The following is a 17389-nucleotide window of genomic DNA, read 5'->3' as shown; positions in this document are numbered from 1 at the left end:
GCATGCATACCGCATGACGTACATGGAGATATTATGAATTCGCTTTTTCGTCTGTTTGCCCACGCCACCCTGCCATTGATGACGTTGCTGGGGTCGTCGAACGCCCATGCCGAGTTGCCCCAAATCGACATCGGCGCAAAGTTTCGAGAACAGCAGGTAGTGGGCACGTTTGTCCTGCTGGATGGGCGCACCGGAGAGTACCTGCGCCATGACGAGAAGCGGGCCGCGCAGCGATACCTGCCCGCCTCCACCTACAAAATTCCCAATTCCCTCATTGCGTTGGAAACGGGTGTCGCACAGGACAAGAACTTTGAGCTCGAATGGGACAAGACGCGCGTGCCCCGCCAGCCATGGTGGCCGGCGGCCTGGGCGCAAAACCATACGCTGGAATCAGCGCTGCAAAACTCGGCGGTCTGGTATTACCAGGAAATAGCCCGGCGCATTGGGCCCGAGCGCATGCAGACATACGTCGACCGATTCAATTATGGCAACCGGGACATTTCCGGGGGCATCGACCAATTCTGGCTGACCGGAGGCCTCAGGGTTTCCGCCAACGAGCAAGTGGAGTTCCTGCGCCGGTTCTACATGAATCAATTCGGTTTGGCCGACCGTACTGTGCGCATCACCAAAGAGATTCTGGTATTGGAGGAGACCGCGAACTACCGCCTGAGCGGCAAATCCGGGTGGGCGGGCCTTGGTGAGGAAGGAGTGCCGCAGACGGGATGGCTCGTCGGTTACCTGGAGCGTCAAGGGGACGTCTATTACTTCGCGCTCAATGTCGACATCCGGAAGAGCCAGGATTCCGCGGCTCGCATGAAACTGGTGCGCGGCATCCTGGAAGATCTGGGGCTGATGGCGGACTCGCCGGATGATGCCCGCTAGGTATCGCTTTCGGCATGCTCGCCCGATGAACGTCATCGGGCGCTTGGCGCGCAAACGGGCAGGCAAAGGGCACTCGCGCCGTCTCCCCCGCAAAGGGCCTTCATCATCTACAATTAGCAATCATTCCCATTAGCATCTTCTTTGTAGATCCTCGTGCAGCCCGCCCCCTACGCATCCTCCGCCGAATTCGCCAGCCTCTATAGAGACCACCACGGCTGGCTTGTGCAGATGCTGCGCCGCCGGCTCAGCGGCAATTCCGAAAACGCCGCCGACCTCGCGCATGACACATTCGAGCGCGTCATGCGCAGCGAATCGCGGGCGGCGTTCGCCGAGCCCCGCGGGTTCCTCACCACGGTGGCCAAGCGACTTCTGATCGACCAGTCTCGCCGCAGGGTGATCGAGCAGGCCTATCTGGAGACGCTGGCTTCGCGCAGCGAGGACGTCGAGCCCGGCCCGGAAACACATGCGCTGGTCGTGGAAGCCCTGGACGCCGTATGCCGCATGATGGAACAACTGCCGTCGCGGGTGCGGCGCGTGTTCGTGCTGGCGCAGGTGGAAGGCCAGCCTTACCTGGAGATCGCGCGGCAGCTCGATATCTCGGTGGCCGCCGTGCAACGCGACATGATCAAGGCGTGGGAACACTGCTACACGGTGCTGTACGCATGAGCGCCGCCCACGCGGAACGCGTGCATCCCGACATCATCCGGCAGGCCGCGCAGTGGATGATGCGCACCGGGGATGCGCCCGACGCGGCCACGGTAGCGGCCTGTACGCAATGGCGCCAGGCGGATGCCCGACATGAGCTTGCCTGGCAGCGCTTGCAGGGGATCAGCCAGGACCTGAAATCCGCCAGCGGCGGGTACGTGTCCGCGCCGACGGCCGGCCAAACCATTCTGCGCTATTGCGACCAGCGCTCCCGCCGCAGCGCGATCAAGTGGATGGCGGGCGGCCTCGCGCTGGGCACACTGGGATGGATGGGCGCGCGCGAGGGACTGTGGGATGGCTCCACGGTCTATCGCACGGCCACGGGCGAGCAACGCGTGGTCCATCTGCCGGATGGCACGGTCATGACCATGAATACGGATTCCGCGGTGGCGCTGCGCTTTGACGAGCGGCAGCGCCGGGTCGACCTGCGCAGCGGCGAGATCCTGATATCCACGGCTTCGGATGCGGCCGGGCGTCCCTTCCGGGTCAAGACCCCGAACGGTTTGCTGACGCCGCTGGGCACGCGCTTTGTCGTCCGACAGCTGGACGACAGCCGCGGGGCGACGCGGCTGGCGGTGTTCGAAGGGGCCGTGCGCGTGGATCCGTCCGCGCGGGCGCTCGCCGCCCGCGTCGTGCACGCCGGCGAACAGGCGGAATTCGATGGCCGAGCGCTGCCGCCCCCTGCCCCGTCGGAAGAAAAAGGCCCCGCATGGAGCGAAGGCATGCTGGTCGCCAACCGGATGCGGCTGGATCAGTTCCTGGCCGAACTGGGCCGCTACCGCCCCGGCATCCTGCGCTGCGATGCGGACGTGGCCAGCCGCGAAGTCACCGGCGCGTTCCGCATCGACGACACCGACAAGGCGTTGGAAGTGCTGGCGGGCGTGCTGGATCTGACGCTGCGGTATCGCACGCGCTATTGGGTCAGCGTGGGCCGGGCGTAAGGTCACGGCCTGCAACGGGCCGGCCGGCCCCCGCCATCGGCGGGCCCGCTAACAAAATTGTAACGACGCCGCAGATTTCGATTTCTGGTTCGTTAGACATAGAGACAGACCCCGAGGCGCCCGGGATCTGGCCACCTACCTCGACGAACCAGGAACTCCAGTCATGGCACGACGCCAGTCCCCTTCCCCTTCCGCCTTGCCCTCCACCCCGTGGATGCGGCCCGCTCGCCTGCGCCTTGCGGTTCATCTTGCCCTGGCGGCCTTGGCGCCGCTTGCGGCGCCCGCCGCGTCATGGGCGCAGGCCGCTACCGCCGGCCACATCGCATTCGCCATCGCGCCTTCGACGCTGGATGCGGCGCTGGGCCAGTTCGGCGTTGCGGCCAAGGTGACGGTGGCTGCATCACCCGCCCTGACGCGCGGCGTGATGACGCAGGGTCTGTCCGGCCGCTACACGGCCGAACAGGGGCTGGCTGTGCTGCTTTCGGGCACGGGGCTGCAGGCGGTCGCAAACGCCAACGGCGAGGGCTATCACTTGCGCCGCGCGCCGCAAGACGCCCCCGGCGTGTCGACGCTGGCGCCAGTGACGGTCACGGGCCGTGCCGACGACCCCGTCACCGAAGGCACCGGCAGCTATACGAGCCGCGTCGTGACCATCGGCAAAGGCCGGCAGACGCTGAAGGAGATTCCGCAGTCCGTCAGCGTGATGACCCGCCAGCGCATGGACGACCAGAACGCCAACACGCTGGACGAAGTGCTGGCCAATAGCACCGGCATGACGCTGTACAAGAGCCCGATGGGCGGCAGCTACGTGTATTCGCGCGGCTTCCGGGTGGACAGCTACCAGTTCGACGGCGTCACCCGCGCGTTCTATTACCCCCAGGCCAATAGTTTCACCAGCAACACGGTGATCCTGGACCGCGTTGAAATCATCCGCGGCGCCACCGGCCTGATGCAGGGCGCGGGGTCGCCCAGCGCGGCCGTTAACCTGGTGCGCAAGCGTCCGCTGGCCGAAACCCAGGTGCAGATGCTGGCCAGCGGCGGCTCCTGGAACAACTACCGGGCCGACGTCGACGCGACCGGCCCCTTGAACGAAACCGGCACGCTGCGCGGGCGCGCGGTGGCCAGCTACAACGACCGCGACTATTTCTACGACGTCGCCAAAAGCCGCACCGGCGTGCTGTATGGCGTGCTGTCCTACGACCTGGGTCCGGACACCACCCTGACCGGTGGCGTCAGCTACGAAGAACTGCGGTCGACGCCCTTCTTCCACGGCCTGCCCCACTATTCCAACGGCGACGACATCGGGCTGAAGCGATCGACGTCGCTGGCCCAGGACTGGAACCGCTGGAACGGCAAGCAGACCACCGTGTTCGCCGAACTGGCGCACCGCTTCGGCAAAGACTGGTCGCTGCGGCTGACGGGGACGTCCACGCAGGAATCCAACGATTCCAAGTACGCCTTCACGGAGGGCGCGGTGAATCCGGTCACGGGACTCGGACCCACGATGTATGCCGGCCTGTTTGACATGTCCACGCACAACAAGGCGCTGAACCTGGACGTGGACGGCGCATTCGAGACGCTGGGCCGCAAGCATTCGGTGAGTTTCGGCGCCAACATCAGCGAGCTCACCAGCAAGAACGATTTTGCGCTGAATCGCCTGAACCGGGCGGTGAACGTGTGGGATCCGGACCACAATGTGCCGGAGCCTTCCGAAGACTGGATGCGCGTAAACGCCTACCGCAGCGCTGCAACCATCGTGAAGATCAAGCAGACCGGCGTCTACGGCGTCGGCCGCTTCAGCCTGGCGGATCCCCTGACGCTGGTGGCGGGCGCGCGCGTGAGCTGGTACGAGAACACCAGCCGCTACCGCGACAGCGGCGAGCAGTACAGCGATCCGTACAGGGACAATGGCGTCGTCACGCCGTACGGCGGCCTGATTTACGCGTTCAATCCGCAGTGGTCCGGCTATGTCAGCTACGCGCAGATCTTCGAACCGCAGAACGCCCTGGACGCGTCCGGCAAGATGCTGGATCCCATCGTGGGCTCGAACTACGAGATCGGCCTCAAAGGCGAACTGATGGACGGCCGCGTCAACACGTCGGTGGCGTTGTTCCGCGTGGACCAGAAGAACCGCGCGCAGCAGGACCTGGTCGGCAACTGCACGGTCGGCGACATCTGCTACATGTCCAGCGGCAAGGTGCGCAGCCAGGGCCTGGACGCCGAGATCAGCGGCGAAGTCGCCAACGGCTGGCAACTGTTCGCGGGCTACACCTTCAACACGCTCAAGTTCCTGGACGACACGGAAGTGTCCACCACCAACTTCGGCCGCACCGTCACGCCCAAGCACATCCTTCGCCTGTGGTCCGACTACCGCCTGCCGGGCGACTTGTCGGCATGGTCGCTAGGCGCCGGGGTGAACTACCAGACGGGCAGCCATACCGAAACGCGCGGCGTCAAGGTATCGCAAGGCTCGTACGCCGTCTGGAATGCGCGCGTCGGCTACCAGATCAACAAGAACTGGTCGGCGGCGTTGAACGTGAACAACATCTTCGACAAGACGTACTACCAGACCATCGGCGCGCCGGGCTGGGGCAGCTTCTACGGCGATCCGCGCAATGCGACGCTGACGGTGCGCGGGACTTTCTGATACGCAATGACCGGGCGGCAAGCGCCGCCCGGGACTGGCGCCAGCGGGCATCAGTCCCGGCGGCGTCCCGCCTAGGCTCAAGCAGAATTCCAGGACCATGCGGGCGCCCTGAAGGCCGGGCCCCTGGCGTCGAATCAAGCAAGCGGCCGATTCAATATGCGCTCGTAGTGAAGAAGATCTTCTGGCGAGAAACAGCAGAAGATCACCTCTTGAATGGCCGAGTCCCGCCCCAGGCTTTCGCGCACGCTTTTGACGGCGACCTCCGCCGCCAATTCGATGGGATAGCCGTATATGCCGGTGCTGATGCTTGGAAACGCAATCGAAGCAACAGCCCTTTCTTCCGCCAGCTCGATGCAACGGCGATAACAGCTGGCAAGCAGAGCGGGCTCCCCGTTTTCTCCTCCCCGCCATACCGGGCCAACGGTGTGAATGATGTACTGCGCGGACAGCCGATAGGCTTTGGTCACCTTCGCATCGCCCCTCTTGCAGCCGCCCAGCAGCCTGCATTCGTGCAAAAGATCCGGGCCGGCGGCGCGATGAATTGCGCCATCGACTCCGCCGCCGCCCAGCAGGGACGAGTTCGCTGCGTTGACGATAGCTTCCACTTGAAGCTTGGTAATGTCCGAGCGGACCGCGCGCAAATTTGTGGACATGGTTCTGCTCCTTGCATGTGTGAACGCAGCCGCCGCTATTGGCGACACGCCAAAAAGGTTATTCCGCGCGCAGCAATCTTGCCCTACTAAACTGCGCGCCCTCAGCAAAAACGAACACGGGGGGCGCGAGAATGTCGCAACACACACATCAGCCGAAGGTCCATAAGAAGCGTCTGCGCCCTGAGACATTAGCGGTTCTGGTGGCAAGTGCAATCACTGCTGTGGTTGCGGCCCCCGCGGCGCGAGCCGATGGCGGATATGGAAGTCCGGTTGGCGCGGGTCCGACGCTGGTCGGCGGCGGATTGGGCGGGGTCGATGGCACGCTGGCTGAGGCCACGGGTCAGCAGGGCGGCATGGGCGTCGGCAGCAATTTCGGTTCTGCCGGCGGCGGTGGCGCGGTGAATCTGGACACCGGCAATGGCGCAGCGGGTGGCGCACGCGGTGCGGGCGATACCGGCGCTGGCCTGGGGCAGGCGCCGGGCGCGGCCGGCGCAACCGGCAGCACGGGTCAGACCGTCACCAGTGCCGCAACTATCGCCACCAACGTGACCGGCGGCGTGGGCGCCGCAGGCGCAAATGCGGTGAACAACGTCAGCACGGCGGGCGGAGGCGGTGGCGGAGGCGTTGGCGTGTCGGCCTCGGCCGACGTGACCGTGATGGGCGGAGTCACGGTGCGCGGCGGCGCTGGGCGCTCCCAAGCCAACGCCGGCAGCGGCGGCGGAGGCGCCGGCATCTTTTCATCTGCGCAGGTCAATGTGGAGACCGGCGCGACCGTGGCCGGCGGCGCCGGCGGCGCTGCACAGATCGCTGGCGGCGCCGGAGGCGGTGGCGCGATGGGCGTGCTGCTCAAGTCGGGGGCCGGCCTGGTCAACGCAGGCGCCATTGTGGGTGGCGTAGGCGGAGCCGGCAGCACCGTTACCGCCAACGGCGGTGGCGGCGGCGGCGCCGGCGTGCAATTGACGCACGGCGGCACGGTCGTGAACCTGGCTGGCGCCTCCATTACCGGCGGTGTAGGAGGCTCGGGCCGCGTGGTCGGCGGCCAGACCGGCGCTGGCGGCGCGGGCATCAAGGGCGTCGATGTCACGGTCATCAACGCGGGCACCATCACCGGCGCATTGAGCGGCGCGTGGACGGGCGCCGGGGCCACTGCCCGCGTGCAGGCGGCCGCCGTGGAATTCACCGGCGGCGTCAACACGCTTGAGATTCAAGCCGGGTCCGTGCTCAACGGCAACGCCGTGGCGTTCAGCCGCGCCGACACCTTGCGCCTGGGCGGCGACACGGATGCCGGCTTCAACGTCGCGGACCTTGGCGCAGCCGGCAGCGCGGCCAGCTATCAGGGCTTCGGCGTTTTCGAGAAGCGCGGCGACAGCACCTGGACGCTGACGGGCGCCACGACCGAAACGACAAACTGGACCATCCGGGATGGCGCGCTGTCCATCGCCAGCGATGCCAGCCTGGGCGCCAGCGATGGCAAGGTGACGCTGGATGGCGGCGCCTTGCACACGACTACGGCCATCAGCACCGACCGGGCAATCGAACTGGGGCTCGGCGGCGGCGCCCTGCAGGCCGATGCCGACCTGGAAAGCACCGGCACGATCAGCGGCGTGGGCAAGCTGACAAAGACCGGCGCGGGAACGCTCACCCTGACGGGCGCCAACACCTATTCCGGCGGCACCGATATCGCCGGCGGAACGGTGGTGGCGTCGATCGCCAGCCTGGGCGCGGGCGACATCCGCAATGATGGCGCACTGGTGCTGGCGCAGGACACGGATGCCGTTGACGGCCGCGTCATCGACGGCAGCGGCACGCTGACCAAGCAAGGCGGCGGCCGCCTCGTGCTCAACGGCGGCGGCGCCATGTCGGGCGCCACCGACGTGCAAGCCGGCGCACTGATCATCAACGGGGCGTTCGCCAACTCGGCGATCACCGTGGCGACGGGCGCGACACTGGGTGGCAGTGGCGCCGTGGGCGCGACCACCGTGCAGACCGGCGGCACTATCGCCCCCGGCAATTCCGTGGGCACGTTGCGGGTCAACGGCGATTACGTGCAGCAGGCCGGTTCCACCTATGTCGTGGAAATCGGCGGCGCGTCGGCGGACCAGATCGCGGTCGACGGGACGGCCACGCTGGCCGCCGGAGCGGCCATGTCCGTGGTCAGGACAGGATCGGATCTCTACAGGCCGGGCGCGTCCTACCTGGTGCTGGGCACCACGGGCGGACTGACCGGCGCCTACGCCGTCAGTGGCGATACAGTGCTCACGCCGTTCCTCAGCCTGGCCGAACGCTACGACGCGAACAACGCCTACCTGACGGTAACGCAGACCGGCAACGTGGAAGACGCTGCCGAGACCCCCAACCAGGTCGCCACCGCCGGCGGCGCCCAAGGCAGCGTGGTCTCCGACGCCCTGCTCAATTCCCCCACCTTCGATGCGGCGCGCAATGCGCTGGACCAGTTGTCGGGCTCGGCCCTGGCCTCGGCCAAGGGCGCGATGCTGTACGACAGCCGCTATTCGCGCGACCTGGCCATCGATCGGTTGCGCAACGCGTTCTGCGCGGAAGGCGCCGGCCAGCCGCGCGAACGCGACGGCCGGACGAACGGCGACACGTGCGGCAACGGCCGCGTGGCCTGGGGCCAGACATGGGGTGGGTGGGGCCATACCAATGGCAACGGCAACGCCAGCGGCATCGACCGCGATTCCGCGGGCTTCGTGGTGGGCGTGGACGCCCCGGCCGGCGCGTGGCGCGTGGGCGTCCTGGCGGGCTATAGCCGCGGTCGCTACAAGGTTGACGACCAGAACGCCCGCAGCGACACCGACGACTACCATCTGGGCGTCTACGGCGGCACGCAATGGGACCGGCTCGCCTTGCGGCTGGGCGGCGTCTACACGTGGCATGACATCGATTCCGCGCGGGACGTGAACGTCGCGGCGGTGGGCGGGCGCATGAAGGCGGATTACCGCGCCAGCACCGCGCAGGCGTTCACCGAACTGGGCTACCGCCTGGGAGACGGGCCGGTCATGATGGAGCCCTTCGTCAACCTGGCTTACGTCAACCTGCACACCGACGGCTTCACCGAAAGCGGCGGCCTGGCCGCCTTGCGCAGCCGTGGCGGCGACACCTCCACGACATTCTCCACGGTGGGATTGCGCGGATCGTCGCGATTCGGCGCGGGCCCCGTCGATGCGACGGTGCGCGGGCTGGTGGGATGGCGCCGCGCATACGGCGACATCACGCCGCAGTCCGTCGTGTCCTTCCAGGGCGGCGACGTCTTTACCGTCAGCGGTGTGCCGCTGGCCAAGGACGCCGTGGTGGTCGGCGCGGGGCTGGATGTGCATGTCACGGCGCGCGTCACGGCAAGCGTCGCGTTCGACGGACAGTTCGGCAGCGGCGCAACCGACCGCGCGGTAAGCGCCTCGCTGCGCGTCCTCTTCTAGGGCGATAGCGGATAACGCCTGCCGGCACGCGTTCGTCCCGGGCAATCGGAAGCGGCACGGAAAAGCGGCCCTGCCTGTCATGGCGGGGCTGCCAGATCGATCAGTGCGTTTATGTATAATGAGATCAATTCTCATTGCATACAGGCTCCCCGCTGTTCTGTCCTCATGCCCGCCCAGGATCCCCCTATTACCGATGATTTGGCCGGGCTGTACGTTGAGCACAACACGTGGCTTCAGGGCTGGCTGCGCAGGCGCGTAGGCGACACGTTCGCCGCGGCCGATCTGGCGCAGGACACTTTTCTAAGCCTGCTTGACCGCAAGACCGCAGCGGTCGACATCCGCAAGCCACGTCCGTTCCTGGCGACGGTCGCCGGTCGGCTTCTTGCACACCGGCATCGCCGGCTGTTGCTCGAAACCGCTTACCTGGAGGCCTTGGCCTGCCTGCCCGAGGAAGTGGCGCCCCCGCCGGAAGCGCGGCTGATGGCCATCGAGAGCCTGCAGCAGATCGACCGCGTGCTCGATGGTCTGCCTCCCAAGGTGCGAGAAGCCTTCCTGTTGGCACACCTGGTCGAACTGAGCTACGCCGAAATCGCCGAGCGACTGGGGGCCTCGACCAGTTCGGTAAAGCAATATCTGACCCGGGCCAACCGCGAATGCATGTTCGCGCTGGCTGCCTGACGTCATGACCTCCCGCATAGACACGCTGACCCTGCCCAGCGGTCGGGTCATCAGCCGGGCCACCGCGAATGCTGCCGCGGACTGGCTCACCCTGCTGATGTCCGGAGAGGCTGGCGACGAACAGCAACACCAATGGCGCCAATGGCGCCAGGCGCATGTCGACCATGAAGCGGCCTGGCAGCACGTCGAGGCCGTCACGGGCCGGATGAAATCGTTGGAGCGCGCACCGGCTTACGCGGCACTGTCGTCTGTCGGGGCAAGCGGCCAGCCGTCCTCCGTCGCCCGCCGACGGGCCACCCGAATGCTGCTATGGGGCGGTATCGCTACCGGCGTCGGGCTTCTCGTTTCCCGCACCGGCACCTGGCAGGCCAGCATGGCCGACCATCGCACCGGCACCGGTGAGCGCCGCGACGTCACACTGGATGACGGCACCCGGCTGACGCTCAACACGGACAGCGCGGTGAATCTGCGTTTCGATGCGAATCAGCGCCGCATCCTGCTGGTGGCGGGCGAGATCATGATCGCCACTCGCCATGGGCCAGGGCGGACCGATCCGCGGCCGCTGCGGGTGGCAACCGCCGAAGGCAGCATCCGTTCGCTGGGCACCCGATTCACCGTAAGGCAGCGCGCCGAGCGAACCAGTGTGGCGGTTCTGGAAAGCGCAGTGGAAGTCTCGCCCTGGGCCGGGTCCGGAAGCGCGCGCGTGCTGCACGCCGGCGAGCAGACCCAGTTCAGCCGCGACGCGATCGAGCCGCCGCGCTCGGCCGATGAGCACGCCGATGCATGGGCGCGAGGTCAGTTGGTGGCCGACGAGCAGCGGCTGGACGATTTCCTGGCCGAACTGGATCGCTACCGGCCGGGCGTGCTGCGCGTCGATCCGAGGATCGCGGGTCTGCGACTTTCAGGCGTATTTCCCTTGGCCGACACCGACCGCATCCTGGCCACGCTGCCCAGCGTGCTGCCGGTGCGGGTGCAGCGGCGCACCCGTTTCTGGGCGACGGTCGTGCCGGCCAACTAGGACGACGGCAAATTTTTTTTTCGCATCGACTGCCCGATCGGCGTTTTCGCGGCACCTACCTCATGAGGACCGGAATTTTCGGAGGTCCAATCAAGAGGAAGAACATGCTGAACCCGCACCGCGCCCAAGATTCGGGGCGCCCTCGTTTAACGCCTATAGCGCTTGCTGTCCTGGCAGTGTCCCTTGCCCTTGCGGTCGGCGCGCCGGACTCCGCGCGTGCTCAAGGCGCCGCAGCTACTACCGGGACCACCGTGGCTGACTTCAGGATTGCAGCCGGGCCCCTGGCTCCCGCCTTGCGCCAGTTAGCCAGCACGGCCGGCATCATGCTGACCTTCACCGCCGCGCAGACCGAGGGCAAACACACCGCCGGCGTGAATGGCCAACATTCGGCCACGGGCGCGCTGGCCCTGCTGCTCGCCGGCAGCGGCCTTCAGGCCGTGCAACTGGACAATGGCGCGTTCGTGCTGCGGGTCGACGACACGCTCGCACCCGGATCGCCCGCCGCCGCCACGCTGCCCCTGGTCACCGTGATCGGCGCAGCGGCGGTCGACGGCACCACCGAGGGCACCCAGTCCTACACCACCAGCAGCATGAGCACGGCGACCCGGCTCAACCTGTCCATGCGCGAGACCCCGCAGTCGGTCACCGTCGTCACCCGCCAACGCATCCAGGATCAGAACCTGGCGACGGTCAACGACGTGGTGCAGACCGCGACCGGCCTGACCTTCCGACGCTTCGGTCCAGAGCGCGCGTCCTTCTACTCGCGCGGCATGTACGTGGACAACATCATGTACGACGGCCTGCCCGTGGGCCTGGACAGCTCGAACCTGTCGCAGGACCTGCTGGCCACCGACATGGCGATCTACGACCGCGTGGAGATCGTGCGCGGCGCCACCGGGCTGGTGCAGGGAGCGGGTAACCCGTCGGCCGCCATCAACCTGGTGCGCAAGCGGCCGACCGAAACGCCGCAGGTGTCCCTCAGCGCCAACGCCGGCAGCTGGGATCGCTACCGAACAGAGCTGGACGCCTCGGGCCCGCTATCCGAGGACGGCAGTCTGCGCGGCCGCGCGGTGGTCGCGGCCCAGGACTACGGAAGCTACAAGCGCGGCGAAAGCAGCGACGGCCAGACGTTCTACGGCATCCTGGAAAAAGACCTGGGCGCCAACACCATGCTGACCCTCAGCGCGTTGCACCAGGAAAACCGGCTGCACGGCAACGGCTTCACCGGCCTTCCCGTGGGCCGTGACGGCAGCGATCTGGGTCTGCCCCGGTCCACGTCCTACGCCAATGACTGGGAGCATTGGAACAAGACCACCAACTCGGCCTTCGCGGGGCTCGACCACCGATTCGGCAATGGCTGGCGCATGCACCTCTCGGCCTATTACGCGCAGGCCGATGTCGACATGGAGGGCCATTACCTCAGCTACAGCGTCGCCACGGGCAGATACAGCCAACTGGGTGCGCGCAACGCTCACAAAGAAAAGCAAAGCAGCATGGACCTGTATGCCAACGGGCCCTTCAACCTGCTGGGCCGCACCCACGAACTGGTACTGGGCGCCAGTTACCGTGACGTGGATTTCGACGGCAACAGCCGCCAGGGCCTGGTTCTCAACAGCAATCTTGACCTTCACAACTTCAATCCCAGCGCCGTTCCCAATCCCAACATCCCTCTGCGGGACTGGATGGACGCCAAGGTCGCCCAGCAAAGCATCTACGCCACGACGCGCCTGAATCTGGCCGACCGGCTGAAGCTGATCCTCGGCGGCCGACTGGACTGGTTCGACTACAACGACACCGTCAACACCTATCCGAACTTCGCCGCCAACACGCCTTCCGTCAGTGCGCACAACCGCTACAGCATCAGCAACCAGCTGACGAAGTACGCCGGCCTGATCTACGACCTGAACGACCAACACTCGCTCTACGCCAGCTACACCGACATCTTCAAGCCCCAGAACTACCTGGACGCCAGCAACAATCTGCTGGATCCGGTGTTGGGCCAGAACTACGAAATCGGTATCAAGGGCGAATACTTCGACGGGGCGCTGAATGCTTCGGCTGCCGTTTTCCGCATGGACCAGAAGAACCGCGCATTCCGCAGCACCGACCAGACGCAATGCGCCGGCTACCCCACCGTCAGCTGCTATTCCGCCGCTGGCGAAGTGCGCAGCCAGGGCGTGGAGTTCGAGGTACAGGGCGCCATCACGCCCAACTGGCAAGTGAGTCTTGGCTACACGGTGGCCATCGCGCGCTACCGCAAGGATGCGAATCCCGCCAATGTGGGTGCGCTCTTCGACACCGACACCCCGCGGCACCTGTTCAAGTTGTCCACCATGTACCGGCTGCCCGGCGCCATGCAGGGCTGGCGCGTCGGCGGCTCGATCTACCACCAGGACTCCATCTACAACGAGGGCGCCACGAGCGGTGTGCCATTCCGCATCGCGCAGGGCGGCTATACCATCACCGACCTGGTGGTGGGCTGGCAGGCCACGCCAAAGCTGGACATGCAACTGAACATCAACAACGTCTTCGACAAGAAGTACTACAACGCGCTGTCCGGCAGCGTAAGCTTTCCCAGCAACGTCTATGGCGATCCGCGCAACATGATGCTGACTGCGCGCTATCAGTTCTGATGCGCGTCGGATCCTCTTGAGAGCTCCCGAGCCGTCGTTGTTGCTATCGGGCAATGCGGCCGTCACTTTTGGTTCGGGGGCGCCACTACCCGCGGCAACGCATCGTTGCCCGGCCGGCCGCCGCTTTTCCCCGCCAGGGGGGCGGCCCGGCAGGCGCCAACGGTGGCGATTCCGTCCGCCCCACGCCAGGAGTATGCCCGGGCATTAGGCTAAAGTGCTGTACCGCCGCAATGGCAGCCCGCAGGCGCGCGGCTGCGCGCGCACGCATCCAGGAGCAGTAAAGCAGTGAATGACGCCCACCAGCCCGACACCGGTATCGCCGAAGAACGCAAGGAACAGGAAGCCAGGCTTTGGCGTGACGACGGGTGGACCGCCCGGATCATCAAGAACGAGGACGACGACGGCTGGGCCGTCGAGATGACCCTGGACGGGCAGGCCGAGCCGGCGCTGGTGGGCCCGTGGACCATGGGCCGCGACAAGAAAAACCCCAAGCCGATGGACGCGCCCGCCTTCTCCACACTGGTCAAGACCGCGAATGAAGTGCTTCGCCGCCACGAACAGCAATTGCACGCCATGCTGCACAAGAGCGTGAAGATCGATGCCGCCGAGGGCCGCCTGACCATCAAGCTGGACATCGTTCCCGACGAGGACGAGCCCTACGCCACGCTCAGCGCCTACGACGAATTCGGGGATCAGCTCGCGCAGATCCGCGTGCCGCCGACGTACAAGCTGAACGTGCAGCGGGCGTCGGACTGGGCGGCGGGCGGTTTCGCCAAGCACAGCTGACACCCGCCGCCCGTGCACGCGCGACGGCGTGCACGGGCGGACGGCTGCCGAGATGTGCGCTGCCTCCACGCCGCGCCACGCAGCTAGAGCCCAAGATGGTCCCGTTCATCCGCGGACAAGGCCGACAATTGCGCGGCGGACAAGTCCCCACGGCCGACGATCTGCACCATGTGATCGGGCCGATAGCTGACTTCTTCCCCTGCGCCGTTTGAACGGCTTCCCGTTGCGCCCGGCGCACTGGGTGCGGCGCCACCGTCCATCCCTTCACCGCCAAAGCCCAGGATCTGCACGCTGAAGATCGACGGCTGATTCGCGCGCGCCTCGTTGCGCGACCGGGACACCGCGTCCTGCGCAGCCGTGGAAGCCGTGGCCGACGCGGCGCTGGCGGACGTCATTGCGCCCGAGTTGACCGTTGCGACGACCGGAATCCCCGCCGAATCCCCCTGCACCTGGATGTTGGCGGCGTTAACCACCTGCAATGCGGCGATGTTGATGTTGCCCGAAACCCGGATGCCGGCCTCGCCCGCGTCAATGGTGCCCAGCGGCGCCACCAGGTAGATATCGCCCGGTTCCACTTCCGCAATCGGGTTCAACGTGGCTTTGGCGGGCCCTCTTGTGAGCCAGCCGCCGTCGCCCCTTTCGCGACGCCAACCCCAAGCAGCACCATCATTGCGGCAACCACACGCACGCGGGCAGTAAACAAAGAGACCGGAAACAAGGGCGGGCTGACTTCATACGGGGAGCCAAAACCAACACAGACCCGATCGCGGACCGGGGGAAGTCCGCATGATAAGAAGCGACTGTGTAAATCACGTGACGGTAAAAAGACAAAACCGGAGGGTCCCGCGGGACACTGCAACGTCCTTCACTGCCACCAAAGCAGGGGCAGTCGCCGCCCGATGGACGTCGCGACCAGCCTGCCGGGCCGCTGCTGGGCCGGGGTCGACATCAACGCGCCGCTGGACGACCGCGGATGACCCTGCCAAGACAAACCGCCCGCGCCACTGGGCTGCGGGCGGCTGGGAAGCAAAGACACTGGTGCGGAAAAACCCGCCGCCGACCGTTCTAGTGCCCCGTCGAATCGCCCTGGCGGCTGGCCTCGAACAGGAACCACGTGCGCCGCTCGGTCTCGTCGATCCAGTTCTCGATCAGGCTGGAACTGGCGATGTCGCGGTGCTCGTCGGTCACGTTGTGGGCTTCGCGCAGGCTCGCGGCCAGCGCCTTGTTGTCTTCGCGGAGTTCAGCCAGCATGTCCAGCGGCTGCACGTAGTCGGCGTCGTTGTCCGCGATGCGCTGGGTCCGCAAGATATGTCCGATGGACCGCAGCGTGGTGCCGCCAATCTTGCGGATGCGTTCGGCGATGGGATCGGTCATTGCAAACAGCTGATCGCCCTGTTCGTCGAGCAGCAGGTGGTAGTCGCGGAAATGCGGCCCGCTGACATGCCAATGGAAGTTCTTGGTCTTCAGATACAGGGCGAACACGTCAGCCAGTATCTGGTTCAGCGCGGCGGAAATGTCCCGGGTGGCGGCGGACGCCAGGTCGGTGGGCGTTGCCAGCGGCGCCTTGCGCCGGTCTTTCAGCGCCTTGGTGGTCTTCTCATTCGGTTTCTTGGCCATGGATCACTGCTCCTGGTTGGGAATCGGAAAACGCACTGGCGGCCCGAACGGCCTCGGCCGCGTGGGAGTAGCGTAAATCCGCGCAGGCGCTTTGCCAATGGGCGCTGGGCACTGAAGGAGTATGCTACGCCGCTTCGTCTCTGCATGATCCACACATCACCATGCGCGGCAATCCCGACGCCAGGCAAGGCGCCATCGCGTTGCACGGGTTTTACTTCCTGTACTACGGCCTGCAGGGCGTCAGCATCCCTTTTCTTCCTTTGTGGTTCGCCAGCCGCGGGCTGGACCCGGCCCTGATCGGGCTGATCGTGGCTACGTCGTTCCTGCCGAAGATCCTGTCGACACCGGTGGTGGCGCACGTTGCCGATCAGACGGGCCGCGCCCACGCGCTGATCGCCGCGGCGCTGGCGGCGTCGCTGCTGCTGTTCGCCTGCTACCCGTTCAGCCAGACGCCAGCCTGGCTGCTGGCGATCACGCTGCTGCTGAACGCCGTGTTTCCGGCTGTGCTGCCGCTGATGGACCGTATGGCGATCGCCAGCGGCCGCGGCCAGGGCAATTCTTATACGGTGATGCGCGCATGCGGGTCGCTGGGTTTCGCGACGGTGACGGTAGCCGGCGGCTACCTGATCAAGACGTTCGACGCGGACTGGGTGATGTGGCTGTCGATCCTGCTGATCATCGCCTGCCTGGCCTGCGTGCGCCTGTTGCCGCAGGCGGCGCGTCCGGCGGCGGATGAGCCGCAGGCCGATCGCGTTCGTTTGCCCATGCGCGAGGTCCTGCGCGACCGCCCCCTGCTGATGTGCATCGCCGCGGCGTCGCTGGTGCAGGCCAGCAACGGCTTTCTGTATTCGTATTCGACGCTCTACTGGACGGCCAGCGGCCTGTCGACCGCGCTGATTTCGATGCTATGGGTGGTGGGCGTGGCCAGCGAGGTGCTGTTCTTCTTCCTGGCCCCGCGCATCCTGGCCCGCACGGGCGCCCAATGGCTGATCCTGACCTCCGCGGTAATGACGGCGATCCGCTGGGCCGGCCTGTCTGCAACGACGGACCCGACCTTCATCGCCGCGCTGCAGTTGCTGCAGTGTTTCACGCTGGCAGGCAACAACGCGGCCATCATGTGGTACATCACCCGCCGCGTCCCGGCCGCCTGCAAAACGTCCGCCATTGCCCTGTACGCCCTGTTTTCCGGCGGCGTATTCATGTTCGCCAGCATTCAGCTTGGCGGCATGGTTTATCGGAACTACGCGTCTGGCGGGTTTCTGGTCATGGCGCTGTGCGCCGTGGGGGCCGTGCCGTTGGTGCTGTATTCGGAGAGGCTGCGAACGGTGCAGAGGTAGACGAGTATTTCGTTTGGGATTTATTGAATTACAAACGTAGCTTTTTTCGGACGTATGA

General features: G+C 66.1%; 13 protein-coding genes. 10 read left to right on the top strand and 3 right to left on the bottom strand.

The window, feature by feature from the left end:
- Positions 1-33 precede the first annotated feature (33 nt).
- The 4 genes from blaOXA to RT614_RS02945 all read left to right on the top strand — a co-directional run bounded on the left by blaOXA (position 34) and on the right by RT614_RS02945 (position 5175).
- Complete coding sequence (gene blaOXA / locus RT614_RS02960; RefSeq protein WP_313620155.1) at positions 34-882, top strand: class D beta-lactamase; 849 nt, start codon at positions 34-36, stop codon at positions 880-882.
- Positions 883-1035: 153 nt separating this feature from the next.
- Entirely contained in the window at positions 1036-1548 is a 513-nt protein-coding gene (locus RT614_RS02955; RefSeq protein ID WP_313620153.1) for a sigma-70 family RNA polymerase sigma factor, read from the top strand.
- The gene (locus tag RT614_RS02950) at positions 1545-2528 is read left to right on the top strand and encodes a FecR family protein (RefSeq protein ID WP_313620151.1); all 984 of its coding nucleotides are present in this window, start codon (positions 1545-1547) and stop codon (positions 2526-2528) included. Before RT614_RS02955 ends, RT614_RS02950 begins: the two co-directional genes overlap by 4 nt.
- 163 nt (positions 2529-2691) lie before the next feature.
- Positions 2692-5175: a TonB-dependent siderophore receptor gene (locus RT614_RS02945; RefSeq protein WP_313620150.1), complete on the top strand. Its 2484-nt coding sequence runs from the start codon at positions 2692-2694 to the stop codon at positions 5173-5175.
- Positions 5176-5309: 134 nt separating this feature from the next.
- Here the strand turns inward: RT614_RS02945 and RT614_RS02940 are convergent, their stop codons facing one another.
- Positions 5310-5828: an O-acetyl-ADP-ribose deacetylase gene (locus tag RT614_RS02940; RefSeq protein ID WP_313620149.1), complete on the bottom strand. Its 519-nt coding sequence runs from the start codon at positions 5826-5828 to the stop codon at positions 5310-5312.
- A gap of 221 nt (positions 5829-6049) precedes the next feature.
- Between RT614_RS02940 and RT614_RS02935 the strand changes: the two genes are divergently transcribed.
- From RT614_RS02935 to RT614_RS02915, 5 genes are all read left to right on the top strand, one after another.
- Positions 6050-9262 carry an autotransporter domain-containing protein gene (locus RT614_RS02935; RefSeq protein ID WP_313620147.1) on the top strand — a complete coding sequence of 1071 codons (3213 nt, stop codon included), beginning with the start codon at positions 6050-6052 and terminating at the stop codon, positions 9260-9262.
- A gap of 165 nt (positions 9263-9427) precedes the next feature.
- The gene (locus RT614_RS02930; protein WP_313620145.1) at positions 9428-9940 is read left to right on the top strand and encodes a sigma-70 family RNA polymerase sigma factor; all 513 of its coding nucleotides are present in this window, start codon (positions 9428-9430) and stop codon (positions 9938-9940) included.
- 4 nt (positions 9941-9944) lie between these two features.
- Positions 9945-10958 (top strand): FecR domain-containing protein, encoded by a 1014-nt coding sequence (locus tag RT614_RS02925; protein ID WP_313620143.1) that lies wholly within the window; start codon positions 9945-9947, stop codon positions 10956-10958.
- 293 nt (positions 10959-11251) lie between these two features.
- Positions 11252-13591, top strand: coding sequence for a TonB-dependent siderophore receptor (locus tag RT614_RS02920; protein ID WP_313620141.1), 2340 nt, complete (start codon positions 11252-11254; stop codon positions 13589-13591).
- A gap of 285 nt (positions 13592-13876) precedes the next feature.
- Entirely contained in the window at positions 13877-14377 is a 501-nt protein-coding gene (locus RT614_RS02915; RefSeq protein ID WP_313620140.1) for a hypothetical protein, read from the top strand.
- Positions 14378-14460: 83 nt separating this feature from the next.
- Here RT614_RS02915 and RT614_RS02910 read toward each other — a convergent pair whose 3' ends face one another.
- The gene (locus RT614_RS02910) at positions 14461-14970 is read right to left on the bottom strand and encodes a filamentous haemagglutinin family protein (protein WP_313620139.1); all 510 of its coding nucleotides are present in this window, start codon (positions 14968-14970) and stop codon (positions 14461-14463) included.
- A gap of 472 nt (positions 14971-15442) precedes the next feature.
- A complete protein-coding gene (locus RT614_RS02905; protein WP_313620138.1) occupies positions 15443-15994 on the bottom strand; it encodes a DNA starvation/stationary phase protection protein in 552 nt (183 codons plus the stop codon).
- 161 nt (positions 15995-16155) lie between these two features.
- Here RT614_RS02905 and RT614_RS02900 point away from each other — a divergent pair, with 161 nt between their 5' ends.
- A complete protein-coding gene (locus tag RT614_RS02900) occupies positions 16156-17331 on the top strand; it encodes an MFS transporter (RefSeq protein WP_313620136.1) in 1176 nt (391 codons plus the stop codon).
- Positions 17332-17389 lie beyond the last annotated feature (58 nt).

It is taken from the genome of Achromobacter sp. (assembly GCF_032102605.1).
Taxonomy (GTDB): Bacteria; Pseudomonadota; Gammaproteobacteria; order Burkholderiales; family Burkholderiaceae_B; genus Achromobacter.
This window is presented reverse-complemented; position numbering and strand designations above follow the sequence as displayed.

Coding starts and splice junctions, on each gene's coding strand:
- blaOXA (WP_313620155.1), top strand. CDS start 34: ATGAATTCGCTTTTTCGTCTGTTTGCCCACGCCACCCTGCCATTGATG.
- RT614_RS02950 (WP_313620151.1), top strand. CDS start 1,545: ATGAGCGCCGCCCACGCGGAACGCGTGCATCCCGACATCATCCGGCAG.
- RT614_RS02945 (WP_313620150.1), top strand. CDS start 2,692: ATGGCACGACGCCAGTCCCCTTCCCCTTCCGCCTTGCCCTCCACCCCG.
- RT614_RS02940 (WP_313620149.1), bottom strand. CDS start 5,828: ATGTCCACAAATTTGCGCGCGGTCCGCTCGGACATTACCAAGCTTCAA.
- RT614_RS02930 (WP_313620145.1), top strand. CDS start 9,428: ATGCCCGCCCAGGATCCCCCTATTACCGATGATTTGGCCGGGCTGTAC.
- RT614_RS02925 (WP_313620143.1), top strand. CDS start 9,945: ATGACCTCCCGCATAGACACGCTGACCCTGCCCAGCGGTCGGGTCATC.
- RT614_RS02905 (WP_313620138.1), bottom strand. CDS start 15,994: ATGGCCAAGAAACCGAATGAGAAGACCACCAAGGCGCTGAAAGACCGG.
- RT614_RS02900 (WP_313620136.1), top strand. CDS start 16,156: ATGCGCGGCAATCCCGACGCCAGGCAAGGCGCCATCGCGTTGCACGGG.